Origin of the sequence: Parasphingorhabdus sp., assembly GCF_039968395.1 — a bacterium.
Taxonomy (GTDB): Bacteria; Pseudomonadota; Alphaproteobacteria; order Sphingomonadales; family Sphingomonadaceae; genus Parasphingorhabdus.
This window is the reverse complement of sequence record NZ_JBDVPV010000004.1, coordinates 257123-282609: the sequence shown is the minus strand read 5'-3', so window position 1 is coordinate 282609 and position 25487 is coordinate 257123. Positions and strand designations below refer to the sequence as shown.

Here is a 25487-nt window from a genome sequence, read left to right as displayed (position 1 = left end):
ATCGATGCAAACCTCAAACAAAATTTCACTTTTCGACCAGCTCGGAAAGCAGGAAGTCTACCGCCACTCGTATTTTGCTGAGAGCATATTTAGGGCGGTGATACAGAAGGTAAATTCCAGGATTCTCGTTGCGCGAAGCCGCAATCTTCGCATCATTCAAAACAATATGGATCAAATCACCTTTTGCTAACTCTTCACGAATTCCCCATCTAGCAAACATTGCAATACCGTTACCGGCAAGAGCTTCATCCAACAATGTGTCCCCCTGATTGCAAATAAGCCCAGGTGGCACGCTTAGCTCTCGCCATCCATTTTCCATTTGGGCTTGCCAGGATAAGATACCATTTGGGAGACGGTAATAAAGGGCGATGTGGTTTTGAAGATCATCAGCTGTTTGCGGCATACCGTGTCGATTCAAATATCCGGGTGAAGCAACTAAAATGAACCGACCATCAGTAAGCTTCCGTGCTATCGATCGTTCAGGTAAACTGGATGTTGCACGAATGGCAATATCAACTTCACTCTGTGCCAAATTGAAAATTTCATCTGTTAACTCGACATCGCAAATAATATTCGGATACCGCCTTTTCATTTTTTTAAGTGCGGGCATCAAGCGAAATCGGCCATAGTCTGGTCCGGCAGTAATCTTCAACAAACCAGCTGGTGCTTCCGAATGTTGACCAATCATCTCGTCGGCTAAATTCAATGCAACAATGGCGGGCTCTATTTGTTCCAGATACAATGCGCCGAGTTCGGTCAACTTTACTACTCGAGTGGATCGGTGAAAAAGAGTAACACCAAGTTCATTCTCCAGATCTAATATGCGTCTGGAAATCGACGATGCAGGCACACCTAATTGTTTCGCCGCACGTGAGAAGTTCTCTGTTCGCGAAACCTCAATAAAAAACTTAACAGCCCGAAGCTTATCCATTTGCAATCACCTAGCTATTATTGCGATAAAGACAATTATGGTATCCATATCAAGCTATATACACCGCATCCAGTGTAGCTTATTCCATATTTTGCAACAATGAAATTTGTGAGATATGCTATGAAATATATTCAATATGATAAAACGGGCGATCCAGCTGATGTGCTAATGATCAAAAATGCCACGGCTCAACTGTTGTCGTCTGGAGAAGTTCGAGTACGAGTCCTTGCAGCCCCTATTCACCCCGCCAATCTGTTACAAATTTCTGGAGAATACGGGATTGCACCGGAGCTACCTGCCAACCCCGGCGGCGAAGGCGTTGGTCGGGTTGTTGAAGTAGCGCCCGATGTAGCTCATTTGGCGATTGGACAGCGCGTAATGCTCGCGGGCGGTGCAACATGGCGGGAAGAAATTGTCGCACCTGCAGCCGCTTTCGTTCCGTTACCCGATGTCGGCGATGTTGAACAGATGTCGATGCTAACAGTGAATCCCTTGACCGCTCATTTGATCCTCAGTAATTTTGTCGATCTGAACGCAGGCGAATGGATCATCCAGAGCGCAGCAAACTCAGCAGTCGGCGAGTATCTTATTCAGCTTGCAAAGGAACGCGGTTTGAAAACCGTGAATATCGTTCGCCGCGAAAGCCTGATTCCTGAACTCGAAACTCTAGGCGCCGATGTTGTGCTAACCGATGGACCTGATCTTGCCGAGAGGGTGGCCGAAGCTACTAGTAACGCACCTATTTCGATGGCCGTCGACGCGGTTGGCGGAGTAACATTTACCCAAATGGTCGAATGCCTGGCGTTTGGCGGAACCATTGTTGCTTATGGTTCGCTTTCCAAGAAGCCGCCTGTGCTGAATTCGATTGCGACAATTTTCAATGATGTTCGTGTTCGTGGTTTCTGGCTCCAGAAATGGTTTGAGACAACAAGTGATGAAGATCGGCAGGCGGCCTTTGGTGCAATCATTCCGCTGATTGCGAGTGGAGCATTGAAAGCAAAGATCGATTCTCGTTTTGCCATTGAAGATATCGCCGCCGCGGTCACGCGTGCGGCCGAAAGTGGTCGTTCAGGAAAAGTGATACTGATTCCCAATCAGGAATAGCACAACCATAACTATCATCCAATAAAATGGCCTCGAGGAAATTTCGATGAACAACTATCAACCGCTGCTTTCATTCCATATCACGCGGAAACTGTCGACGATCCTTGTGACATTATTCGGTGTCATTTTCGCTGGGCCCGCCTTGGCTGGTGAAATGCGCAACCCAGTTCCAGACGGGCTGTTACCACATTTTGAGAGTTTGATCGCATTGGGTATTGTTGTTGGAGCGGTTGCTATTGCATGGTTGCTCAATCATCGGGCTCCAAAATCACGTGCCTTTGGTACTTTCCTTGCGGCTGTCGCATGCTTTGCCATTGTGATTTTATTTGCTTTGGTTCCACAAACTGGCGTGCTTGAAAATCCAAAACCGCATCGGGTTCCGATGGACGTCGCAAAACCGACGCTGTTATGGATTCAAGTTGGCGTTGCTTTGCTGGCAGGCTTAACCCTGCTGGGTGTGGCCTTTAAACAAAGCAAAAGTCAGGAAGAGCTGGTTTTATCTTCTGCAAACGAAGAAGCCCGCTACGGACGGACGTCCCGAATCTTGCACTGGACTACCGCAATCCTGTTCATTTCCTTGATCCCTACCGGGATATTCGGATCCATGATCCCTGACGATGCATGGTACAAGACCAAATTTTTTGTCATCCATGAAACAATCGGCTTCATTATCTTTGGTCTTTTCATTTTTCGGCAAATCTGGAATCGGAAATCAAAACGACCGAAATTGGAATCTTCGCTAAAACCGATCGAACGGAAAATGGCTCATAATGCCCATATCACGCTATATTTGTTGATGTTTGCGCTGCCTATTACCGGCTATCTAATGACTAGTATGCATGGCTCTTCATCATATTTCTTCTTCGTGAAACTAGAAACTTTTTTGCCGGAAAGTGAAGCTTATCAGATACCGGGGCTGTTTCACAAATTCCTGCTGCAATATCTGCTCTATATTATCCTCGGCGCGCATGTTCTTGGCGCGCTAAAACACCATTTTGTGGACAAACACAAGGAGGCTTTCAAACGCATGGTTAGCTAGCTTGGGATTTGGATCTACGTGGTGATCATTCATATCAAAAGGTCTGTTTTCTAATGTCCGCTTTCGGGATAAAGCGGACTCCGCCCAAACGTCGGATTTTGGGGCGCAAATCGGGGTATTATGAAATGATGGATTCCTTGATGCAAATGGTTCAGGCGTCAGGTACAAAAGTACCGTTCCATGTGCCGCTAGAATCTTCCTGACCCTTCCAAGTTCCCGAAAACTTCTGACGATTTTCACTGAGCTTCCAAATGAACGTACCGCTATTTTTCCGCGTGTGAGGGTTGCTCCACTTCGCTCGTAATGTTGAACCCGAAATCCTTCCGTCGGTAATGGAACCCATTCCCGTCGGATCGGTGAATGTTCCGGTTACTCTTCCAGATTCTTGGGTCAAAACGATTTTCATTGTCGCGGCACCTGCGTTGGCGGTCCACGTACCTTCCCAAGGTTTTTTTTGACAGGCCAATAAGCGAGATTCCAAGTCTGATTTTCCCTGAATCCATGTCTGATTTTTTTGGGAAAACGCTAAATTCTTAGCTTTGAGGACCTGTAATTGATCGTTATATTTTATTTGATCCGTCCTGATCAGTTCTTCGCCAGCCAGCTCACGCTTCCGATCAGCACGGTATCTAGAACTAAGACCTGTGATGCGCGTGTCCCAACTGCTCTCCAACAATTCCGCTGCTTTGATATTGTTTCGCTTTTTCACCCCTTCGGTTGGTTCGCTATGGCGAATTTTATAGGCTTGTTCGTAACGCGGCTTGGAAAATGCGATCGCTGTAGAAAGGCTATTCTCTGCGGATATTCTATCTTTGCGTAATTTTTTGATGGCCTGAGCATTGCGGTTCACCAGCATTCTGGCTCTTGCCAATTTTTGCTTTGCACGATCAAGTTCAGCCCAAGCAACGCGTTGTTCTTTCGATGCTTGTCGAACGGCGGAATATTGTTGATTGAGTCGCTGACGGCATGCGATGTCCCGCTGAAGCTGGTAGGCTCGCGTAGAAGCTTCCAATTCTTCTCGGGTTACTCCAAATCCAGTCCGAACTATGGCATCGGGTTTGTTGATTTTCAGCCGGGTGCATTCTTCTTGCAGTTTCGCAGAGAACTGATTGAGAGCAACAATTGCTTTTTGCATTTTCAGCTTGTCGTTGCCTCTCAGTTGATACTCTTCCAGCTGCATATTTCGAATATGAACGCGCATTTGTATTGTCCAACTAGAACAAATCAGTTCATCAGACTCAACAAGGAGCTGGTTTATGGCGCCCGTTGCTCCCCGCACCGCAGCGCTTTTCCCGGCAATTGCCGTCATCGCACTATCCCCCACGCTTGCAAGGTTTTGAGATTGTTCGCTCATCCCAATTCCCTTGGCAATATACTGAAGGACGACAGCGTTGGCCGGTGCAGAAAAACCGACCATTAGAAAAGCGGTGGAAACACCAACTGAGTACTTCATTTTCCATTCTCCGTATCAAACGAGAAGTCGTAGCTTGTGTCCGATTCGTATCCGAATGCATTCCACATGTATGTGATCGTTGTCATAACTGGGACATTGCGATCAGAGCGTGCAAGGCGCTCCGACCTTTCGAGACCGTTCTACTGACGCACCCAGGCTTTACCATTTGACAAACGCCATTTCAGTTGCCCCGGCAAAGAGATCGCATTGGGGTTTTTCTTGTCAATAAAGATCATCCCGGTTTGGTTCCATGCCGCTTGACCAAAGGTCTGTCCTGGCTTTCTACTTGGCATTTTCGCGGCAAACTCAAATCCGCTCTTGGTCCATACTAACCATGTAGCTCCATTTGTTCCGGCAAGTTGCAGGCCATTCAATATCTCCATGCCATTGTCATAACCATAGTAGCGCATGCGTTCATTTGCTGTACCAATATAAGCGGAGACAGTGCGATCAGCCCGCAAGCGGAAGGTGATGGAACCACCATATTCACGATTCACCCAAGTGCCCAAAATCGAAGCCCAAGCTCTACATTCACCAACAATTACCGGATCGGTTTGGTCATTAATTCGATCACAGGGGTCACGCTCAACTTGCTCTGCATCCGGTCCGCCGACAATATCATCCAGCTCGATTACCTCACCGCCACCATCTGCATCGCCAGTGCTTGTCTTGTCTTTGCATTCAGGAGATTGATAATTTTTGGCGCGTTCAAACCATTTTTTTGCGTTATCATAATCTCCTTTGGCTATTACAGGTGAAATTTTGCTCCGTTTCCCGGCCAGTTTTGCGGCATCCAACCTAGCTTTATATTGTTGAACAATTTTTCCAAATTTTTCTAGCAACTGCGCAGCCTCTTGAGGGTTGCAATTATATTTCAACCGCTGGATCATTCTATTCAATGACTCCGGATCGTTCGAGCGAGCAAGAGATATATTGTACGCATTTATGAGAATTCTGGCTGCTTGTATGTCGGACCAGCGCTTTGCCGCTTCCCGGCGTTTTGCTTCGGTTCGATAAGAATTTTCGGGAGAGAAAAGCTTCGCTTGTTCGAAGAGCAATCTGTCGTTTTCCAGAAGTTCCGCATCAAGAAGACGATATTGCGATACAGTGGCAGTACGAACCACGGATGCAACTCGTTTTCCAAACTGCTTCTCGATCCGTCGAATCGTTGGGCCATTCCGTTCTTGTTTTTCCGTCTGTGCATGGACCGCAGATTGCCCTGGACCATAGGCAACCGGAACCGTCGCCAGGAGTATCGCACTCACAAAAAACGAAAAATATCTAGACATGATTTTCTTTCCATTCCTAAAGCTAAGGCGTGAATCTTTGCTGCTCAATGATCGCAACAATCATTGATAGAGCATGCCCCTTTGGTGTCGGCTATGCTACAAATCACATTGTGGGGGACAATTTGCCAGAAGTGGGCATTTCCTGCGTAGCCTTAACATTCTAATGTCCGCTTTCGGGATATAGCTGTCACAACGCTAATGTCTGCTTTGGGCGCAAAAGCGGACATTAGGAATCTAGGAACGAAAATAGGGAAGCAGGCCGCTATTGGCGTGGCAATTGACATATTCACAGAGGCTTTTGTCACCGTCGATAATGAGCACCTCATGCCAGAGCTTCAGGTCAAGCTGTCCTTCATGTTTCTCCACCATTTTGAAGAAATTGCCAAAAATCGCGAGATGGGTTGGGTGGCTTTTTGACCAATTTTCAAGATGCTCCATGGAAATAAACATCGCGAGGCCGAAACTTTGTGCGGCCAGACTGCCATCCAGTGCGGTTTCGTCCATCAAGCGACAGGATGCACAACCCGATTCTACGGGGTTATCACGTAGATAGGCCATAGCCGCAGTCAACTTCGGTTTGACAACGTCCAGATAGGTTTCGAGTTCCTCATCCGAACAATCTCTCCAATTCTGGCCTGAACGGATCAGGCAAAGATTGTCAGGCAATTTTGTTGCCAGCCGCTGGCCGTGTGATGGTGCTAGTTTTGGTTCTGGAAGTCTGTCACCAATTTTGCTCGGGAAATTATCTTGCGCCGAGTCAGGCACCCGGTCCCGCATCCCGCCCCAGTAATTATGTTCACGGACTGGTTCGCCAAATTCTTTTGCGAGATGGGCGACGCCCGTTGGGCACTTTGAGGAGTGCAGTGTTTCAAATCGTTTGGTCGAGACGGTAAAAATCTCGCGCCAGAATCCGTGAGGACCGCTTTCTCTTTCGGATGCCTGCCACCAGTTTTTTAAAGTGGACCCCTGCCACCAGGCATCAAAGGCCGCCTGGCCGGGCCAATAGGCAATGAAGAGATCATTTTCATAACCAGAAGCATCCACATATTCTGCGCGCGTAACAAACGATGGCGGTGAATTGCCTGCGAAGGCGGTGTGAAATTGATCTTCAAATTCGCTAGCAGAAACGCCCTTCGGTCGCTGTGTGCCGAAATAGGCAAAAACCACTTCTTCAATGCCTCCATCAAATGCGGACTGCCATGCGTCAACTGGTGGTTCCCAGTTTTCGGGCATTTGTTTCGGCATTGTTGCTCTCCCTGTATCGCTGGCCGGCTAGTGGCTTATTCAGCGGCTTCAACAGCCACTTCGCTTTCCGTATCGAGAAGCTCATCAATAGAAATCACGCGGGGCTGACTATTGTCCGGATCTCCAACCTGTTCGACATTGGTACGGCGTTCCTTGTTGGCTACCATACGGAACACATCGGGACGCGAATAGTGGCCGGAAGGATCTGCCGCTGCTTTTGCAATGCTGATCATGTCGAGATCAATATCGGCGTAGATGATCCCTTCTTCGTCTGCATTCAGGGGCTCCCCAATTGAACTCCCGTCCGGACCAAAGATACGAGAGGCTCCGCCTCCCAATGGTAGCAGTTCTCTCTTGAAATCATTATCACAGATCATATCCTGAATTTCCGATGTCACCAAAGCGGTCGCTGCCAATACGAAACATTGACCTTCGGCTGCATAAACCTGACTCACTGCTGTGTTAAGTTCCGGACCCAAAGCATAAGCTTTCTCAGCATAGAGCGAGAATCCTGGCCAAGCACCGATATGGATTTGCTCATTTTGCGCATACATTGCGAATTTATTCAGCGGGTTTAGATGTTCCCAGCAACATAGCGAACCAACCCGTCCCAGTGCCGTATCACGCACAAAAAAGTCGCTGCCATCGCCTTCGCCAAATATTGTCCGCTCTGTATGGGTTGCCTTCAATTTGCGTCGGGGCGTGATTGTTTGAGTCCAAGGATCAATGTGGAGCTGAGCAATGTACAGGCTGCCGTCCTGTTTCTCGCTATAGCCCAAGACGACATAAATCTCATTGTCCATTGCGGCCTTGGCAATGGCCTGCACTTCGGGACCATCGACGGTCATGCAATTGTTAAAATGGCGCGGAACAAACTGCATCCCGACTGCTGCAGCGTCTAGCCATGCCCACCATGGATAGCCCGGTATCCAGCATTCCGGAAAGGCTATGAGCTTTGCACCGGCCTGAGCAGCTTCCTCGATCAGTCTTACCGTTTTGGCCACGCCTGCTTCCATATCGAAATATTCGGGTGCGGCCTGAACGCAGGCGACTTTATAGGCAGTGGATGTCATAATCTTCTCTCCAGAAATCCATGATGGGTAAATTGATTCCCAAAATTTTCATTCCAATGGATATCAATGTCATAAATTTCGCTTTGTCCGGACTGGCATGACTAATTGCCTCAGGCGGCATGGAGCAATTTTTTAGGTGACAATTGGCCAAACTTGGCCCATTTTCAGCAAATGGAGCAGGGACTAACGGTCATAAATACGGATTCGGTGCCGTCGTCGCACCGTGTACCCTATTGGCGTGACCTCGTTTGCGACACATTTGTAGAACTGGCCTGTGAGACCGCTAAAGCTCGCGGCTTCTTTGGCCAGATCGAGAGTCGCCAGGTCAATGACACCAAATATTCCCATGTCCGTTCGACATCCCACCATGTGGTAAGAGACCGCAGCAGAATTGCACGATCGACCGAAGAAAATTATCTGTTAAGCCTGCAGGTCAAAGGTCGCGGTATGTTGATGCAGGATGGCCGGGAAGCGATGCTCGATCCCGGTGATTTCGCATTATATGACGTGACCCGTCCTTATGAACTGAAATTTGAAGATGAATTCGAGCAGCTGGTTATGCAGGTTCCGCGCGACCAGATTGTCTCGCGGCTATTCGACGTCGATAATTTAACCGCAGTTGGCGTTTCTGGAAAAGTTGGCGTTGGGCGTCTTGCTTCAATGCTAATCACCCAGACTGCAAGCCAACTTGCGCATCTGGACTCGGAAAGCCTGGGGCAAGCTCAGGCCAGCACATTGGACCTGATGGCCAATGCTCTGGCAAGTCAGAAGGGCATGCGCAGTGAACTGGTTTCTGAAAGTCAGGAACTGACCATTCGCCGAATATTACAATATATAGAAGATACGTTGAGCGACCCGTCGCTAACCTGTGAAAAAGTGGCAGAAGCAAATGGTATTTCAGAGCGCTATTTACGGAAACTGTTTCAGAACAAGGGCCACGGCGTATCCGAATGGATATGGCAGCGTCGATTGGAACAAGCCCGTCAAGATTTACAAGACCCATTGCTCAACCATCGTTCGATAACTTCGATTGCCTATGATTGGGGTTTTAAAGATACCGCACATTTCAGCCGTGCGTTCAAAAAACGGTTCGAGCGAACGCCGCGACAATCACGCGCGCTTTAATCCCAAATCAGCACTTTTTCTTTACGAGCGGAGCATTGGCGTGTGACCGTCATGTGAATCTGTTTTGATGCCGACGCAACAAAATTTCTCTGTACCGAATTAGACAAACACTCGTGCCTCTGCATGCAATAAACCTGTGAATGCCTGCCTTAATGAATCACCCTGAAAAGACTGTATCAATGGCGGTCATTAACAGGGAGGTTGTTTTGAAACATCAGTTAAACGGATCGAGCAATAAGAGCGCATCATTCAGAAGGGCCGCATTGCAACTAGGTGCGGCTGCAACAACTATCGCCTTGATGGGCAATGCAGCGCAGGCACAAGAAGCTGGCGCGCAGGAAGACCAGAGCGGGTTGAATGTCATCGTGGTGACCGCCCAAAAACGTGCCCAAGGCCTTCAGGATACACCAATTGCGATTACCGCTGTGTCAGGTGAGACCCTCGAGGCACAGGGTGCTGAAAATATTTCGAATCTGCAGCAGATTACGCCAAATCTTATTTTTGATACAACCGCTCCAGTTTCAGGTGTTTCCTCTGGTGCCATCGTATTTATTCGCGGCGTTGGGCAGACCGATTTCCAGCTTACCACTGATCCAGGCGTCGGGACCTATGTTGATGGCATTTATATCTCCCGTTCTGTTGGCGGAGTTCTTGATGTTCTGGATCTTGAGCGTGTCGAAGTTCTGCGCGGTCCACAGGGGACCTTGTTTGGACGGAACACCATTGGCGGTGCCATCAGTCTGGTTTCCAAACGTCCATCGGACAGTTTTGCGGTTAAGGCAGAGGCAACCGTTACCAGCCGAGATGGCTATGCTGGATTGCTGGCGCTTGATGTACCACTTTCCGATTCCATCAGAACCAAATTTGTGGGATCGTACAAGACACAGGATGGTTATGTTACTGGTTTAAGCGATGGCAGACAACTTGGTGATACCGATCGCTTTTCAATTCGAGGTACGATCGAAGCAGATTTGGGCCCCAATTTGCTGGCCACTGTGTCCGCCGACTACACCCGTGTTGATGAGCAAAATGCGGCCAGCAAATTGGTCGGCATTTCGGTTGCAGCTCCTGGATCGCCAACGCGAACGGATTTTCGATTTGACCGAGCAACCGGCGGGGTGATTACTACCAACACTGCCGTTCCCCCGGGGGCACCGACACTCACGTTTCTGCAAAATGTTGGGCCGACCGGTGTCTTTGATCAGAGATTTATATTGCCCGGTCTCGACACAACCGTCGCCACCGGTCCCAATGGTACTGAATTGGATATCTGGGGTGTAGGACTGACCTTGGCGTTGGACGTCGGTTTTGGTGAATTGAAATCGATCACTGCGTATCGCAAAACCACAGGATCGTTTGCGCGAGATGCAGACGGATCGCCAATAGCGCTGACCCACACAAACAACTTCGATTATTCACAGGATCAATTCAGTCAGGAATTACAGCTGACCGGTTCAACAGCCGATGACAGATTGAAATTTGCATTGGGGGCCTATTATTTTGATGAAAATGGCACCGATAACCTGACTGTCACACTTCCGTTTTTGTTCGGTAACGTGAACAACTTTGCCGAGGTGAACAACAAGAGCTATGCGGCTTACGCACAAGGAACATTCAGCGTCACTGACCGGCTTTCTGTAACCGCCGGCGCACGCTATACTGAAGACGAGAAAAGCTATACTGTTCCGGTTGACGGCGGCGCGATTTTTAATGGCCCTGCTGCGGTATTTGGGCCAGCTGGAACTTTCACGCCGTTTTTTCCTGCCGGTACAGTCAGTCAGAAATTTGATAATGTCTCATTCAAAGGTGTGATCGATTACAAGCTTGATGATGGCACATTGTTCTATGTGAGCTATTCTGAAGGATTCAAAAGTGGCGGCTTCAATACGCGCTATCTTGTGCCTGTACCATCAGTGCAATCCTTCGCGCCGGAAGAGTTGACGACATATGAGGCAGGCATCAAATGGGAAGGTCTGGATCGACGTCTCCGACTTAACGGTGCGGTCTACAGCTCGGACTATGACAATATCCAACTCGTTGTTTACGATAGTGGCGCACCGCTGACACGCAATGCAGGTTCAGCCGATATCTGGGGCTTTGAGCTAGAGGCAACCGCCTTGCCGATTGATGAACTGGAGCTTGGTTTATCGGCTGGTTATATTGATGCAGAATATCAGACGGTTACGCCGCTTAATCCGCTTGTTGCTGGCGATAACCAGGTGCAACTTGACAGCGCACTTCCCAATACACCGGAATGGTCGTTAAGCGCCTATGCTGCGCTAACTCTTCCGGTCACTGACGACGCCGAGATCCGGACCCGGGCAGATTGGTCTTACACCAGCAGAATTGAGAATGACTCGGTGAACTCGATTTTTCTGACGCAACCTGGTGTGCATTTGATCAATGCATCAATTGGTTTGCATGATAATAATAGCGGATTTTCAACGACGGCCTTTGTGAAAAACCTGACCAACAAGCGTTACATCGTTAGCGGAGATTCGAACTTCGGCATTGGTTTTCATGAAGCCAATTTCAATGAACCGCGCGAATGGGGCGTAACTTTGCGTTACAAATACTAAGGAAAACGAACATGGCAAAACCCTTTGCATCCTCGACGGATCTCGAAGAAAAAACTGAAACACTGGAGGTTCTCGATGACGGTGTTTATGCGCTGACCGCAGAGGGCGATCCCAATGTCGGTGCCATTGAAGGAGAGGATTTTCTGGTCTGTATCGAAGCGCGTGCCACCCCTGCGGCAGCGCGAGATTGGCTGGTAAAACTGCGTGAGCATACCGATAAACCGATCAAATATCTGGTGCTCACGCACTACCACGCGGTCCGCGTTTTGGGTGCAAGTGCTTTTGAAGCCGAGACAATCATCACTTCTGACACAACGCTCAAGCTAATCAACGAGCGCGGAAAGGAGGATTGGGATAGTGAGTTCGGTCGGATGCCGCGCCTGTTTAAGGAGCCTGATGAAATTCCTGGGCTTACGCGACCTAATCTGACTTTCAGCGATCATATGACCATTCCGCTTGGAGGGGATCGCGGCCAATTGGACTTACAGTTCTGTGGCCGCGGTCATACCGCTGGAGATATCGCGGTCTGGCATGACAAATCAAAAACCCTGTTTGCCGGTGATCTGGTCGAGGCGCAGGCCGCGCTCTACACAGGCGATGCATTTCATATGGATTGGGCAAGCAATACACTGGATGCGGTGAAAGCGTTTCGTGCAGAAAAACTTGTCGGTGGTCGGGGCGCAGTTGCATTGGGTAACGACGCCTGTGATGCGGCTGTGGAGCAAACCCGGGAATTTCTCAATGGAATGATTGAAAATGTCGGTGCTGCGCACAAATCTGGCGGTACCTTGAAGGACGCGTTTCTGGCGACCCACAAGGCGTTGGCTCCGAAATTCGGACACTGGCCAATTTTTGAACATTGCCTGCCGTTCAATGTGCAGCGCCTCTGGGATGAGTTTGACGGAACCGATTGGCCGCGCATCTGGACGATGGAACGCGATCGTGAAGTCTGGGATCAGCTGCAGGACTGAACATGGCTCATTTGCGACCTCTAGAAGATAGCGAAATTGACGATCCGTTTATTGTTGAGCGGTTCGCTCATTATGCAGAGACACGAGGGTTTACGCCAAACTCAATCCGAACAATGGCGCGTCGTCCAGAAATTGTAAAAGCGTTTATGGCGCTTAATCAGGCCATTCTCTATGAAGGAACAGTTTCAGAACAGCTTAAAATGTTGATCAGTCTGGCGAGCTCTTTCGCTGCAGGATGTCTCTACTGCCAGTCGCACATGACCAACTTGTCGCATATTTACGATGCGCCGGACGAGAAAATTACCCAGATACTGGAATTTGAAACGTCTGAGTATTTCTCGGACGCCGAGAAGGCTGCGCTCAATCTAGCTTTCAGAGCAGCACAAACTCCCAACCAAGCTGAGCAAGGTGATTTTGATCGGTTAGGAAAATACTTTAGCGAAAGCGAGATTGTGGAAATTGTTGCGTCCATTGGATTGTTCGGTTTTCTCAATCGCTGGAATGATACCATGGCAACCAGTCTGGAGCCACTTCCAGCCGAACGCGCTGAGCGTATTTTGTCGGACCATGACTGGTCCGCAGGTAAGCATGTAGCGGGCTAGAACGGACGGATCGTGGCAAACATTCCCAACATTCCGGTCTGGCGCGACATTGGCTGCTCGCCCATACCATTGGCCCAAGAAGAGCGTGCGGAGATCTTGATCGTCGGTGGCGGCCCCGTTGGCCTCACGCTCGCGCTGGATCTGGGACGGCGAGGTCGCAAAGTTACGCTCATCAACCAACTGGATTTCATTTCGGCCGGCTCCAAAGCAATCTGTTTTGCTAAACGCACGCTGGATATTTGGAGTCGCTTGGGCGTGGCTGACCGTATGATCGACAAAGGTGTCATCTGGAATGTCGGCAAAGTCTTTTGCGGTGATAGCAATGACCCCCTCTATCAGTTTGATATGCAGCCAGTAAAAGGACAGAAAAACCCAGGCTTTATCAACCTGCAGCAATACCATGCCGAAGAAATTCTGTTCGAAGCGCTCCAGCAATATGACAATGTCGACATTCGTTTGGGACATGCCGCCACAGCGTTGGAACAACATGACACCGGCGCGCGGGTAGAAGTTGAAACGGCGGAAGGTAACTACACTGTTGACGCTCAATGGGTGATCGCCTGTGACGGCAACAAATCACCGATCCGGGAAATGCTCGGTCTCGATTTCGAGGGACGGGTTTTTGAAGATAACTTCCTGATCGCCGATGTGAAGTTTACCGAAGAGCGGCCTTCAGAGCGCTGGTTCTGGTTCGATCCCGCGTTTAACCGGGGTCAGTCTGCCTTGCTTCACAAACAACCTGATAACGTGTGGCGACTGGACTTTCAACTCGGTTGGGACATTGACCGGGAAGCATGCACGAAGCCAGAAAATGTCGAGCCATTTGTACGTGGTATGTTGGGTGGTGATGTTGAATTTGATGAAGAATGGTACAGTGTCTATACTTTCCAATGCCGACGAATGCGTCACTTTGTCCATGACCGCGTGATCTTCGCCGGGGATAGTGCTCATCTGGTTTCTCCTTTTGGCGCGCGCGGTTGCAATGGCGGTGTTGCGGATGCTGACAACCTTGGCTGGAAACTAGATGTGGTGCTTTCCAATCCCGCTTCGCTGCCGCTAATCGATAGCTATAATGAAGAAGCGACTTTGACTGCGGACGAGAATATATTGAACTCGACCCGATCGACCGACTTTATGACACCAAAAAGCAATATGAGTATCGCATTTCGGGATGCGGTTCTGGAGCTGGCCGCGGATTTCGCTTTTGCCCGGCCGTTCGTCAATAGCGGCCGTCTATCAACGGCGGTTGGATATCCAGAGAGCATTTTGAACACAAAAGATCGTGATGAATGGCATGGGGGCGTGGCCCCGGGCTATCCGGCAATTGATGCCGCCATCGCGGAGACATGGCTACTCGATCAACTGGGTGGCGAATTCGTGCTGATAACCAACGATCTGGACATTGCTGTCGATGGATTGAAACAAATTGATCTTCCTGGAAGCGGCGATGCTGGCAGCGCGGCAAGCCGTTATTCCATGCCGCCAGGCAGCGCCTATCTGGTGCGACCCGACCAATATGTGGCGGCCCGCTGGCTCAATCCAACAAAGAATGACGTTGTCGATGCCCTGACACGTGCGAAAGGACTTGCTGATAATGGCCAAGCTTAACACCGATCCGAATGTCGCGACCCCGGACGATTTGTATCAGCAGTTTATCGGCATGCATGAAGGCCTGAGCGACGCGGATAGCATGAAACTCAACGCGAAACTAATCCTCTTGCTCGCCAACCATATCGGCGAGCCTGTCGTTATGCGGGAAGCGATCGCGATTGCCAAAGCCGGTTTCGAACAGAATTAACTGATCAGTCCAGGAGAAGTTCCATGACTCAAACCCCCAATCTTTCGGGCATTCATCATGTCGCCTATCGATGCCGCGACGCAAAGGAGACGGTGGAATGGTATAGCCGGGTCATGGGCATGGAATATACCACCGCATTTGCCGAGGACCATGTCCCGTCGACCGGAGATTATGACCCTTATATGCATGTGTTTCTGGATGCCGGTAACGACAATATACTTGCCTTTTTCGAACTTCCTGAACAACCAGACATGGGTAAGGATCCCAACACACCTGAATGGGTGCAGCATTTGGCATTCCGTATCGGCGGCGAGGAAGAATTACTGGCGGCCAAAGCTCATGTCGAAGGACAGGGCATCGACGTCCTCGGACCCACTCATCATGGTATATTCAAGTCGATCTATTTCTTCGATCCCAATGGGCATCGTGTGGAACTAGCTGCCGATATTGGGACCGATGACCAATATGCTGAATTGAAACGGGTCGCACCGCTGATGCTGGATGAATGGAGCGAGACGAAGAAAGCTCCACGTCATGCCGACTGGCTACATGAACTGGCTCGTAAGGAGCATGAGAATTGAAACTCGCTACACTAAAAAATGGCTCCCGCGACGGGCGACTGGTTGTCGTGTCCAAAGACCTGACCTGCTATTGCGCGGCTGACAATATCGCCCCCACACTTCAGGCAGCGCTCGATGATTGGGCCAATATTGCTCCAAAACTGCAGGCACTATCACTTGATGTCGAGAACCAGGCTGCGCCGTGCGAACGGTTCCATGAACATGATGCGCGCTCACCTTTGCCCCGCTCTTATCAATGGGCCGATGGGAGTGCCTATATCAACCATGTTGAGCTGGTCCGAAAAGCACGCGGTGCCGAAGTACCGGAAAGTTTTTATTCTGACCCGCTCATGTATCAGGGCGGGAGCGATTCCTTCCTGGCTCCGCGCGATCCCATCCCGCTCGGTGATGTTTCATGGGGATGTGACATGGAGGGTGAAGTCGCGGTCATCACCGATGATGTCCCAATGGGTGTCAGCGAAGAAGCTGCCGCCGACCATATCAAATTGATCATGCTGGTGAACGATGTCTCTCTGCGCGGACTAATCCCCGGTGAACTCGCGAAAGGGTTTGGGTTTTTCCAATCCAAGCCATCCAGCGCATTTTCTCCGGTTTGCGTTACGCCCGATGAATTGGGCGAGGCATGGCAAGACAATGTTATTTTTCTTCCGCTGATGGTCGACTACAATGGCGAAGCTTTTGGCCGTGCCAATGCCGGTGTCGATGCAACATTCAGTCTCGCCAAACTGGTTAGCCATGCCGCAAAAACGCGGCCCTTGGCTGCTGGTGCAATCATCGGCTCTGGGACCGTTTCCAATCAGGATGAGAGTGGTGGTCCTGGCAAACCATGCAACGAAGGTGGATTGGGTTATAGCTGCATCGCCGAAATCCGTATGATTGAGACGATAAACCACGGCGCACCCAAAACGTCATTCATGAAACAAGGCGACACTGTTCGCATTGAAATGCGCGATGCTGAGAATCACTCGATCTTCGGCGCGATTGAACAGGAAGTGGTCGGGGTCTGATGAAGAAAATCTATCCAGATGCCAGCAGCGCGCTGGACGGACTTTTGTTCGACGGCATGCATCTGTGTGTAGGCGGCTTTGGTCTATGCGGTATTCCCGAACGGTTGATCGATGCTTTGCAGGAAAATGGCGTTAAGGATCTCACCATCGCGTCGAACAATGCAGGCATCGACAATGAAGGTCTGGGCAAGTTGCTGCGTTCAAAGCAAGTGAAGAAGATGATCTCTTCCTATGTGGGAGAGAATAAGGAATTTGAACGGCAATTTCTGTCTGGCGAACTCCAAGTCGAATTTTGCCCGCAAGGAACCTTGGCCGAACGCTGCCGTGCTGGCGGTGCGGGTATCCCCGGATTCTATACCAAAACTGGTGTCGGCACACAGGTGGCCGAGGGCAAAGAGGTCAAGCAGTTTGACGGAGAAAACTATATCCTCGAGCACGGCATATTTGCGGACCTATGCCTGATCAAAGGCTGGAAGGCGGACAAGGCTGGAAACCTGATCTTCCGTAAAACCGCCCGTAATTTCAACGCACCTATGGCGACGGCAGGCAAAATCTGCGTGGCTGAGGCGGAAGAGATTGTCGAAGTTGGTGAGCTTGATCCTGACGCGATCCACTTGCCGAGCATCTATGTCAAACGCCTGATCAATGGCGGGCCCTATGACAAGAAAATCGAGTTTAGGATGACACGGCAGAAAGCCGCATGAGTTGGGATCGGAACCAGATGGCTGCGCGGGCAGCGAAAGAGCTTCAAGATGGTTTCTACGTAAACCTCGGCATCGGCATCCCGACATTGGTGGCAAACCACATTCCAGAAGGCGTTGAAGTCACGCTGCAGTCGGAAAATGGCATGCTGGGCATCGGGCCTTTTCCCTATGAGGGTGAAATTGATGCCGACCTGATCAATGCAGGTAAGCAGACAATAAGCGAGCTGGATAGCTCTAGCTATTTTGGCAGCGCTGAGAGCTTTGCAATGATCAGAGGCGGCCATATCGATCTGACCGTGCTTGGCGCGATGGAAGTCGCTCAGAACGGCGATATCGCCAACTGGATGATCCCCGGAAAAATGATCAAGGGCATGGGTGGCGCGATGGATTTAGTGGCGGGGGTGAAAAAAATCATCGTTGTCATGGACCACTGTGCCAGGGATGGTTCACCGAAATTCATTCCGGAATGCTCATTGCCGCTGACCGGTATCAACGTGGTTGACATGATTATTACCGATATGTGCGTCTTTCACCGGGTCGATCACGACGGTCCGTTCAAGCTGATCGAACTAGCCCCCGGCGTGAGCGCACAGGATGTCGCATCCAACACTACCGGACACTTTCTCCTCGCTGAATAATCGCTTCAAACCATGTCCGCTTTGGGCGCAAAAGCGCACATTAGGATTAAGTTGATGAAATCTCGAATATGCTTATCAGAACTTCGAACGGTTACAGGTGAGAACTATTGGTTAAGCAGTTTCGTATTGACCAAGGCGATGGAGAGCAGTCGTTCTTTGATGGCGTCACGATTGTTCAATTGACGAATGAGGAATGGTTCTCGCCAGACAATTTCGATGTAGAAAGCCAAGGCGAGTTCGAAACAAGAAAACTGCTTTTGTTCGAGATTCTAAGCAGTGCATCGAAATACAAATATTTGGCCGTAGATTTTGTGGACTTTGACCCCACCAATCAATCCATAGAGTCCGGCGAGTGGTTTCGAACGGTATTATATGGCGTGAAGAGCACAAATTCTGAAAATTATGCATTCGAAGGTCTGGGTTATTCAGTCATCGAAGCGCAATAATCAGGACTATGGAATGTCTGCTTTGGGCGCAAAAGCCGACACTAGATTACGATGCAACGGACGGGTGATCGATTGGACTTTGGTACGTTTCTCAGCACGAAAGCAGAAGAGCTCAGCGCCCTTCATTCGACCGCAACGTGATCTCATCCGGCCCGGAATTCGTTACTGAAACGTCGCCCGTGAGTTTCAAAAACTCGATAAAAGAATCCGGATCATCAGCGTTAAAGACGCCAGAGAATTTCGTGTTAGCAAGTTTTGCGTCCGTCACTTTAATCTTCAACGGGTTATACCGACCAAATTCGCCGACAATTGATTGCAGGTCGTCACCCTCGAAAGAAAGCTGGCGATTGCGCCAGGACGTCGCAGCGGTAATATTAACTGCAGGAACAAACACAGGGCGCTGGCGTGCACCCAAAATCACTTCCTGACCGGTGGTAAGCAACATTCGCCCATCCGCCAATCGCGATGGCCCCGAGACGGTCCCGACCGACTCCGCCGGCAAAGCTGAAGATGTGAGGCTTTCCTTGCCGGTTTCAACAGCGACCTTGCCTTCCACGACCACAACCTTTGCACCATCTTTTGATATGCGCACATTAAACTTTGTGCCGATCGCTTCTGTGACCGTCCCATTGGCTACCACCCGAAATGGCCGGACAGGGTCATGCTCGACTTCGAACATGGCTTCACCCTGTATCAGGTTGACCACGCGCAGCTTTTTGGAGAAGTCCACTTTGATTTCTGACAATGTATTCACATGGACGACCGAACCATCGGGCAGTGCAATCGATCTTTGTTCACCCAGGACAGTCGCATATATTCCAGCCTCATCCGGCCCATCTGCCGGTGCGATAGTGGCTGGACTGTTCAGCCAAAGCATGCCTGCCAACAGCAAACACCCCGCCGCTGATATCATCCCGTAAAGCAAAGGTCTGCGGCGTGTAATCGGATCGGAAACAATATTGTCATTGTCGTTCAATACCGGGTTTTCGGCATGCTGATAAATCGGGATGACGTCGGGTGCGATTTTCTCCAGCAATTCTTCAATCGACAGGTTTTTCCAGGATTCAATATCATCCAACCCACAAAATAAGGAAGCAGCGAGAAGAAACTCGTCGATATGGAGCGGCGACTTTCTGAGCCACAACGCAAGTTCCTTGCTATCGGCGTCCGCAAAGTCGCCAGCATCAATGGATATCACCCAATTGGCTGCTTCCTCGGCTATTTTTGGGTTTTCAAGTGTAGTTTTCATGTTTCCAGTTCCACCCACAACGTGCGACATCGTAGCAGTGCGCGTTTGAGATATTTATGTACGGTGTGATGAGAGATATTCAGTTTTTCGGCTATCTCGCGGTGAGAATAGCCGTCTCGTTTTCTCAGGAGCAATATTGCCTGATAAAGGGGCGGCAATTGATCCAGTATTTTTGCGAGCTCGGCAATTTCGGCACGTTGTTCCAGTTTGTCGGAAAAAGACATGCCGTCAATTTCCGCGAGCGATTCTCCCACGGTATCGATATCCACGGTAAAAGGCTGCTTGTTCTTCTTGAGTAAAAATTCGTTGGCCAGATTTGATGCAATACGAAAAAGATAGGCATCGGGTTCGCGGATCAGATCCGGTTGAGCAACCCGACAAAGACGAAAATAGGCTTCCTGCGCCAAATCCTGAGCATCAATTTCGTTGCCGAGCCGCGCAGCCAGAAAACGTTTCAATCTTGGTGCATATTCGGAAAAACTGTTGGTAAGGCGAGGATCGGGTGCGCTGTTATGAGATGTTTTTTTCATCATATTCACCCTTTCCGCTGCGGTTATTCTCATCCACACAAAAACGCTCGTGACACCGCTTGTGGCCGGGCAATTTTCATCTACTCATATGCTAGAGTGCAATAAACCACTAAACTGGGTACAGAAATTTGTACATATTCTAGAAAATGACGTAGAATTTGTCTTTTCCAATTACAAAATGTCATCAGAATCAGAAGATTTGAAATAATTGGAAAAAACCGTACCCATTTTACAGTTGTAAATGGCTCCTTGGTGATAAGCGTATTCGAAATAGAGAGATACGCCGGGTTTTGAGGGGGTATTAGATGACTAATCAGATAAACGAACGGCCACATGTCAAATGCAAGGTAAAAAAAGCGAAGGCTGCCCTGCGCGTTGTGTCAAGTTTGGCCGCACTGAATATCGTACTTGTTGCAAACACGCAGCAAGCACACGCGGCAGCTGCCAGTGAAAGCAAAGTTGAAATCAGTATCCCGGCCCAATCAATGGAAACTGCCCTAAACAGTTTTGCGAAACAGGTTGGCAAGCAGATTGTGTTTTACTCTGATGACGCAAGAAGCCTTCGGGCCGGACCTGTTTCCGGCTCGCTGACGGAACGCGAAGCGCTCGATCGGATATTGCGCAATTCCGGACTTGAATATCTGTATATCAATGATCGGACGATAGGCATTCGTCGCAAGTCCAGTCTTCTCGGCCTGACCAAGACAAGTCTCCAGGCACAAGATCCCGAAAATGCGGATCAAGGTGCTCCAGGTCGGGTTCAAAGTTCTGACGGAACCATTATCGTAACCGGAAGAAAGCTCGATCAAGTCACCGCGATTGAAAAAAAGAGAGAAGCAAAACAGATCATCGACACGATCACTGCCGATCAATCCAGTCGTCTTCCGGATAACAATGTAGTTGAATCCCTGGGCCGTATTCCCGGCGTTTCTTTCCAGCGTGATTCAAATACCGGTGATGGTACAAATATTTCTATTCGCGGCCTTGATGCGGCACTGAACAACATTCAATTTGACGGCATTAACGCTGGTACTTCAGGCAATGATGGCACGCGGCGGGTTGGCCTGGAAGGAATCAGCGCAGATGATATTGCCGAACTTCGTGTCGCCAAATCGCTTCTGCCCGAAGATGAAGGAGAGGGTATTGGCGGTGCGGTAAATATTATTACAAAAACCGCGCTGGAACGCGGCAAGGACCGGTTTACCTTTGGTATAGAAGGACGTGCCTATGATTTTAACAGCCGGGAAGGCTTTAAGGTCAATGCTGGGCTGACAAAAATCTTTAGCGACAATTTCGGCGTGAATGTCTCCGCTTCATTCCGCCGTCGCGAGACACTCAACTACAGAATTAACTCTTCTGATCTCGAACCATTCCAGTTTTCGCGATTCAGAACGATAGACGGACAGGTTATCGACACGGCAGCCCTTATTGCCTTGAATGATGCACAAAACGCAGCGGATTTTGCCAATGGGGACACAACGCCGGACGACGATTATCTCGATCCGGGCAACAACCTGAACGATCTGATTCCGGGGCAATTGGCCAATACCAATGATCTGGCATTTCAAAGACAGTCTTATTCGGTTAACGATCAAACACGCGACACGTTCAACATTTCGGGTAGTCTCGATTGGCAAGTGTCGGACAGCACGAAGTTGACGCTGGGCGGCAGATTCAACCACGAGACACGCGATCAGGACATCCATAAATTTGATTTCTCGGCAGAGGACGAAGATTTTTCTCTCCGACCGGATGGTGTATTGCGGACCGACTACCTGTCCTCAATCACTAATTTCCGGCTGGAAATCGCGGATCGTGAACGGACCAGCGCAAGCATTTATTTGCGGGGTAAGTCGGATTTCGGACGTTTAAAGTTGAACTATCAGGCAAGCTATTCGACAGAAGAAAACAAGTCTCCTGATTCAGAAGTCGAGTTCCGGCAGAACAATACCATAAGGAACATTTTCAGGGGCAGGGATGCAGCCGTACCGGTCACCTCCGACCAGCAGTTTGCACCGTTCACTTTTGCAAGCAGATATGTCCCATCTCCAAATCTTGGCGTTTTGACCATACCGGGTTTTCAGCAAGCCCTGGGTGATGTGAACAACAGTTACAAAACCCAGCTGTTTGATATCCAGCAGGTTGATGACAATGTTAACGATCGCTACGCGCTTCGCTTTGACGGAGAATATGATCTGGATGCCGGGATCCTGACCACCGTAAAATTCGGCGCCAAATATGAACGGTCAGACACGAAAACAAACTCCCGGCGGTTTACATTTGGCGATGGCAGGGTTGGGCGAGACGGAACATTCAGCCCCGTCAACAACTCGGTAGACGATGATGTGGCATTCGGAGACTATGATCTGTTAAATACGAACCAGATTGTTTCTTTGGACGAAATCGGCAATCCACTTGCAGGTTACCCAATAACAGGCATTCCGCGCATTGATCCCGATGGCTTCAGAAGCATCGTCTCCACCTTTAACAGAACTGTTGATGATCGGGCACCGAGTAATTTTACGATCCGGGATTTGCGCGAAGAAATTTGGGCCGGCTATGCTCAGGCAGAATTCGAAACGGACAAATTCCTGTTGGTTGGCGGTGTGCGTGTCGAACATTACAAAGGAAGTTTTGACACGACGCAACGGATCGAAACTGCACGGTTCGTAGTAGATAACAGGGGCGCGCCTCTTAACGGCGTCAGAACCTTTATTCCCCTGTTGAACGAAGGTAGCCTCAGCGATCAACTCGCACCGGTTGCCACCGGAAACACGGACACACAAATTCTACCGCGATTAAATGCGCGATATGAACTTGCTGACAACCTGTTCTTGAGAGGCGGTTTTGGCTATTCTCTGGCCCGACCTTCACTGAGACAATTGAGCCAGGCCGGTGAGATTGACTTTGATATCAACATTGATGATGCTCCGACGTTGCTGACGGCGACGACGGTTGCAGATATTGTAGCCGCAGGCGGACTTCCAGTTGGCAATATCAGGGTGTCCAGTTCGACCGACCTTGATATTGAACAAGGCAACCCGAACCTGAAACCGGCCCGATCACGGAATATCGATTTAAGTCTCGAGTGGTATCCACGGTCCGGCACGTCGCTTTCAGTTGGGCTTTTCCACAAACGGATCAATAACTTCATTTTCATCAACAATGAACCTGCCGGTACATTTGATGGCGATATTGCTCTCACCACACTGACGGACCAGTTCAGCCCTGATACCGTAGCACTTTTTGCACCCTTTGGCGGCCTGTCTGCATTCCTTACCGGGCCGGGTGCAGATCTCATCGACGTGTCACTTCTACAGCCGCAAAACGGAGGTACGGCTACGATCAAGGGGGTTGAATTTGGTGTAAACCATCAGTTTGACTGGGCACCCAGATTCTTGAAGGATTTCGGCTTTAACGGCAATATTACCTTTACCGATAGCAGCGCAGAGCTTCCTGTCGGGCGATATGATTCCTTTACCGATCTGAACGTTTTGCTGGGTGACGCACAGTTTTTGGAAGATTTGCCTTTGCGCAGCGTTCCGTTCTTCAACTCACCCAGAGTTACCGCGAACGCATTGCTCTATTACGATGCGCATGGTCTCGATATCGGTCTCTCATACAGCTATCAGTCTTCCTCTTTTAATGAGCTGGATGAATTCGGATTTAACCAGTTTGATGATTCATACGGGCAATTCGATTTCTCGATAGCTTATGAGTTGCCGCAAAAGATCTTTGGCGGAGAATTTAAAGTCTATCTCGAAATCCCTGATTTTACGGATGGAGGCTCAAAACCAACTTCCGTTCAGACAGTTGGTCGGGGAACCAATCTCTACGATCTTGTCGCTTTTAACGGCCGCGAATATCGTTTCGGAATTCGGGGGAAATTCTAGAATTGTAGCAGCCCGTTCTCTTGTGAGAACGGGCGGTAAGGGTGGTTTGCACCTGACGATTTCTGGAATTTTGGAACGGAGGGGTTTATTGATCCCTCCGTTTCCGCATTGGGCGGGTATGAAACCGACAGATGTTATTTTTGGAAAGCAAGATGCCCAAACGCAAATATTTATCATTGATAACGGCATTGGGATTGCTCCTCACCGGCTGCATGACGCCTTCTGCTGCCAGCCAAGCATCGCAACCGGATACGCAGAACCTACCGCCCATTATCGCCATGGGAGACATGCACGGCGACTATGATGCATATGAACGGCTGATGCGCGCGGCCGGCCTGCTTGACGTCAACGGAGATTGGAGCGGCGGCAAAACCATATTCGTACAGACAGGGGATATCCCGGATCGCGGACCAGATACGCGGAAAATTATCGAAAGCCTGCAACATATTGAACAACAGGCTGCCAGGGCTGGCGGCACTGTGATCCCAATGGTTGGCAATCACGAAGCCATGAACATCTATCGTGATCTGCGCTATGTACATCCCGGAGAATACAGAGCTTTTGTTATGGATAGCTCCGGGGATCTGAGGCGCAATTACTACTCTGCCAATCGGGTCAAGATCGAAGCCGGATTCCGTGAAGAAGAACCCGGCCTGACTTCTGACCAAATTCAGTCCAGGTGGGAGAAAGATACACCCCTTGGCAAACTGGAACATCGCGCCGCCTGGAGCCCTTCAGGCTATATCGGTAAATGGATAGCCGGAAATCGGGTCGTGGCCAAAGTGCGTGGTTATCTGTTTGCTCATGGCGGCTATAGTCAGGAGTTCAGCCGTTTTTCACTGGATGACATGAACAAGGCAGCCGGGTCTGCCCTGCAAACACAAGACCGATCGCGCGAGACAATCTTGCGTCATAGACTGGGTCCGCTCTGGTATCGCGGCAATGTTCGCGGACGCAAGGATGATCCCGGGTTCAATCCTGACCAAGAGATTGATCAGGTCCTGCAAACCTATCAGGCGACCCATATAATCGTCGGACATACACGGAGTGAAAAGGGCATACGCGTGAGCCGCAGAGGTCGATTGTTGCAAGTCGATACGGGAGCATCCGCTCATTATGGAGGCGTGCCATCTTTCCTGCGGATCGAAAACGGTGAATTTTTCGCGCATACACTCAAAGGATTCAAAAAGCTGAAAATCGCAAACGACCATGTGAATCAGGAATAGATAT

General features: G+C 49.7%; 22 protein-coding genes. 15 read left to right on the top strand and 7 right to left on the bottom strand.

Features of this window, described 5'->3' with window-relative positions; all coding sequences use genetic code 11:
* Positions 1–25: 25 nt before the first annotated feature.
* Positions 26–931 carry a LysR family transcriptional regulator gene (locus tag ABJI30_RS10475; protein ID WP_348018138.1) on the bottom strand — a complete coding sequence of 302 codons (906 nt, stop codon included), beginning with the start codon at positions 929–931 and terminating at the stop codon, positions 26–28.
* Between the two features lie 120 nt (positions 932–1051).
* Here ABJI30_RS10475 and ABJI30_RS10470 point away from each other — a divergent pair, with 120 nt between their 5' ends.
* A complete protein-coding gene (locus ABJI30_RS10470; RefSeq protein ID WP_348018137.1) occupies positions 1052–2035 on the top strand; it encodes a zinc-dependent alcohol dehydrogenase family protein in 984 nt (327 codons plus the stop codon).
* Positions 2036–2177: 142 nt separating this feature from the next.
* A complete protein-coding gene (locus ABJI30_RS10465; protein ID WP_348018136.1) occupies positions 2178–3074 on the top strand; it encodes a cytochrome b in 897 nt (298 codons plus the stop codon).
* 151 nt (positions 3075–3225) lie between these two features.
* Here the strand turns inward: ABJI30_RS10465 and ABJI30_RS10460 are convergent, their stop codons facing one another.
* The 4 genes from ABJI30_RS10460 to ABJI30_RS10445 all read right to left on the bottom strand — a co-directional run bounded on the left by ABJI30_RS10460 (position 3226) and on the right by ABJI30_RS10445 (position 8134).
* The gene (locus ABJI30_RS10460) at positions 3226–4527 is read right to left on the bottom strand and encodes a hypothetical protein (protein WP_348018135.1); all 1302 of its coding nucleotides are present in this window, start codon (positions 4525–4527) and stop codon (positions 3226–3228) included.
* Positions 4528–4667: 140 nt separating this feature from the next.
* The gene (locus ABJI30_RS10455; RefSeq protein ID WP_348018134.1) at positions 4668–5816 is read right to left on the bottom strand and encodes a hypothetical protein; all 1149 of its coding nucleotides are present in this window, start codon (positions 5814–5816) and stop codon (positions 4668–4670) included.
* A gap of 234 nt (positions 5817–6050) precedes the next feature.
* A complete protein-coding gene (locus tag ABJI30_RS10450) occupies positions 6051–7061 on the bottom strand; it encodes a phenylacetaldoxime dehydratase family protein (protein ID WP_348018133.1) in 1011 nt (336 codons plus the stop codon).
* Between the two features lie 35 nt (positions 7062–7096).
* The gene (locus tag ABJI30_RS10445) at positions 7097–8134 is read right to left on the bottom strand and encodes a carbon-nitrogen hydrolase family protein (protein WP_348018132.1); all 1038 of its coding nucleotides are present in this window, start codon (positions 8132–8134) and stop codon (positions 7097–7099) included.
* Positions 8135–8287: 153 nt separating this feature from the next.
* Here ABJI30_RS10445 and ABJI30_RS10440 point away from each other — a divergent pair, with 153 nt between their 5' ends.
* The 11 genes from ABJI30_RS10440 (at position 8288) to ABJI30_RS10390 (ending at position 18585) form a co-directional block, all read left to right on the top strand.
* A complete protein-coding gene (locus tag ABJI30_RS10440) occupies positions 8288–9259 on the top strand; it encodes a helix-turn-helix domain-containing protein (RefSeq protein ID WP_348025480.1) in 972 nt (323 codons plus the stop codon).
* 206 nt (positions 9260–9465) lie between these two features.
* Positions 9466–11838 (top strand): TonB-dependent receptor, encoded by a 2373-nt coding sequence (locus ABJI30_RS10435; RefSeq protein ID WP_348018130.1) that lies wholly within the window; start codon positions 9466–9468, stop codon positions 11836–11838.
* An 11-nt stretch (positions 11839–11849) separates the two neighbouring features.
* Positions 11850–12809 carry an MBL fold metallo-hydrolase gene (locus ABJI30_RS10430; protein ID WP_348018129.1) on the top strand — a complete coding sequence of 320 codons (960 nt, stop codon included), beginning with the start codon at positions 11850–11852 and terminating at the stop codon, positions 12807–12809.
* 2 nt (positions 12810–12811) lie between these two features.
* On the top strand, positions 12812–13411 hold the full coding sequence (locus ABJI30_RS10425) for a carboxymuconolactone decarboxylase family protein (RefSeq protein ID WP_348018128.1): 600 nt from the start codon (positions 12812–12814) through the stop codon (positions 13409–13411).
* A 12-nt stretch (positions 13412–13423) separates the two neighbouring features.
* Positions 13424–15019, top strand: coding sequence for an FAD-dependent oxidoreductase (locus ABJI30_RS10420; protein ID WP_348018127.1), 1596 nt, complete (start codon positions 13424–13426; stop codon positions 15017–15019).
* Positions 15006–15209 carry a DUF2783 domain-containing protein gene (locus ABJI30_RS10415; RefSeq protein WP_348018126.1) on the top strand — a complete coding sequence of 68 codons (204 nt, stop codon included), beginning with the start codon at positions 15006–15008 and terminating at the stop codon, positions 15207–15209. Before ABJI30_RS10420 ends, ABJI30_RS10415 begins: the two co-directional genes overlap by 14 nt.
* Positions 15210–15232: 23 nt before the next feature.
* Positions 15233–15790, top strand: a complete 558-nt coding sequence (locus ABJI30_RS10410; RefSeq protein ID WP_348018125.1) for a VOC family protein — start codon at positions 15233–15235, stop codon at positions 15788–15790.
* Positions 15787–16797 carry a fumarylacetoacetate hydrolase family protein gene (locus ABJI30_RS10405; protein ID WP_348018124.1) on the top strand — a complete coding sequence of 337 codons (1011 nt, stop codon included), beginning with the start codon at positions 15787–15789 and terminating at the stop codon, positions 16795–16797. Before ABJI30_RS10410 ends, ABJI30_RS10405 begins: the two co-directional genes overlap by 4 nt.
* Positions 16794–17501: a CoA transferase subunit A gene (locus tag ABJI30_RS10400; RefSeq protein WP_348018177.1), complete on the top strand. Its 708-nt coding sequence runs from the start codon at positions 16794–16796 to the stop codon at positions 17499–17501. Before ABJI30_RS10405 ends, ABJI30_RS10400 begins: the two co-directional genes overlap by 4 nt.
* Entirely contained in the window at positions 17498–18139 is a 642-nt protein-coding gene (locus ABJI30_RS10395) for a 3-oxoacid CoA-transferase subunit B (RefSeq protein ID WP_348018123.1), read from the top strand. The genes ABJI30_RS10400 and ABJI30_RS10395 overlap by 4 nt, the downstream gene beginning before the upstream one ends.
* A gap of 107 nt (positions 18140–18246) precedes the next feature.
* Positions 18247–18585: a hypothetical protein gene (locus tag ABJI30_RS10390; RefSeq protein WP_348018122.1), complete on the top strand. Its 339-nt coding sequence runs from the start codon at positions 18247–18249 to the stop codon at positions 18583–18585.
* Positions 18586–18697: 112 nt separating this feature from the next.
* On the opposite strand, the gene ABJI30_RS10385 is transcribed toward ABJI30_RS10390, so the two are convergent.
* Both ABJI30_RS10385 and ABJI30_RS10380 read right to left on the bottom strand, forming a co-directional pair.
* Positions 18698–19834 carry a FecR domain-containing protein gene (locus ABJI30_RS10385; protein WP_348018121.1) on the bottom strand — a complete coding sequence of 379 codons (1137 nt, stop codon included), beginning with the start codon at positions 19832–19834 and terminating at the stop codon, positions 18698–18700.
* Positions 19831–20367, bottom strand: coding sequence for an RNA polymerase sigma factor (locus ABJI30_RS10380; protein ID WP_348025314.1), 537 nt, complete (start codon positions 20365–20367; stop codon positions 19831–19833). The genes ABJI30_RS10385 and ABJI30_RS10380 overlap by 4 nt, the downstream gene beginning before the upstream one ends.
* Positions 20368–20669: 302 nt before the next feature.
* Between ABJI30_RS10380 and ABJI30_RS10375 the strand changes: the two genes are divergently transcribed.
* The gene (locus tag ABJI30_RS10375) at positions 20670–24257 is read left to right on the top strand and encodes a TonB-dependent receptor (RefSeq protein ID WP_348018119.1); all 3588 of its coding nucleotides are present in this window, start codon (positions 20670–20672) and stop codon (positions 24255–24257) included.
* Positions 24258–24409: 152 nt separating this feature from the next.
* Complete coding sequence (locus ABJI30_RS10370) at positions 24410–25483, top strand: metallophosphoesterase (RefSeq protein WP_348018118.1); 1074 nt, start codon at positions 24410–24412, stop codon at positions 25481–25483.
* The last annotated feature ends 4 nt before the right edge of the window (positions 25484–25487 follow it).

Bases quoted from the DNA above. Each gene is read 5' to 3' on its own strand.
- ABJI30_RS10475 (WP_348018138.1), bottom strand. From the start codon at position 931: ATGGATAAGCTTCGGGCTGTTAAGTTTTTTATTGAGGTTTCGCGAACA.
- ABJI30_RS10470 (WP_348018137.1), top strand. From the start codon at position 1,052: ATGAAATATATTCAATATGATAAAACGGGCGATCCAGCTGATGTGCTA.
- ABJI30_RS10460 (WP_348018135.1), bottom strand. From the start codon at position 4,527: ATGAAGTACTCAGTTGGTGTTTCCACCGCTTTTCTAATGGTCGGTTTT.
- ABJI30_RS10455 (WP_348018134.1), bottom strand. From the start codon at position 5,816: ATGTCTAGATATTTTTCGTTTTTTGTGAGTGCGATACTCCTGGCGACG.
- ABJI30_RS10450 (WP_348018133.1), bottom strand. From the start codon at position 7,061: ATGCCGAAACAAATGCCCGAAAACTGGGAACCACCAGTTGACGCATGG.
- ABJI30_RS10445 (WP_348018132.1), bottom strand. From the start codon at position 8,134: ATGACATCCACTGCCTATAAAGTCGCCTGCGTTCAGGCCGCACCCGAA.
- ABJI30_RS10430 (WP_348018129.1), top strand. From the start codon at position 11,850: ATGGCAAAACCCTTTGCATCCTCGACGGATCTCGAAGAAAAAACTGAA.
- ABJI30_RS10425 (WP_348018128.1), top strand. From the start codon at position 12,812: ATGGCTCATTTGCGACCTCTAGAAGATAGCGAAATTGACGATCCGTTT.
- ABJI30_RS10415 (WP_348018126.1), top strand. From the start codon at position 15,006: ATGGCCAAGCTTAACACCGATCCGAATGTCGCGACCCCGGACGATTTG.
- ABJI30_RS10410 (WP_348018125.1), top strand. From the start codon at position 15,233: ATGACTCAAACCCCCAATCTTTCGGGCATTCATCATGTCGCCTATCGA.
- ABJI30_RS10395 (WP_348018123.1), top strand. From the start codon at position 17,498: ATGAGTTGGGATCGGAACCAGATGGCTGCGCGGGCAGCGAAAGAGCTT.
- ABJI30_RS10385 (WP_348018121.1), bottom strand. From the start codon at position 19,834: ATGAAAACTACACTTGAAAACCCAAAAATAGCCGAGGAAGCAGCCAAT.
- ABJI30_RS10380 (WP_348025314.1), bottom strand. From the start codon at position 20,367: ATGATGAAAAAAACATCTCATAACAGCGCACCCGATCCTCGCCTTACC.
- ABJI30_RS10375 (WP_348018119.1), top strand. From the start codon at position 20,670: ATGACTAATCAGATAAACGAACGGCCACATGTCAAATGCAAGGTAAAA.
- ABJI30_RS10370 (WP_348018118.1), top strand. From the start codon at position 24,410: ATGCCCAAACGCAAATATTTATCATTGATAACGGCATTGGGATTGCTC.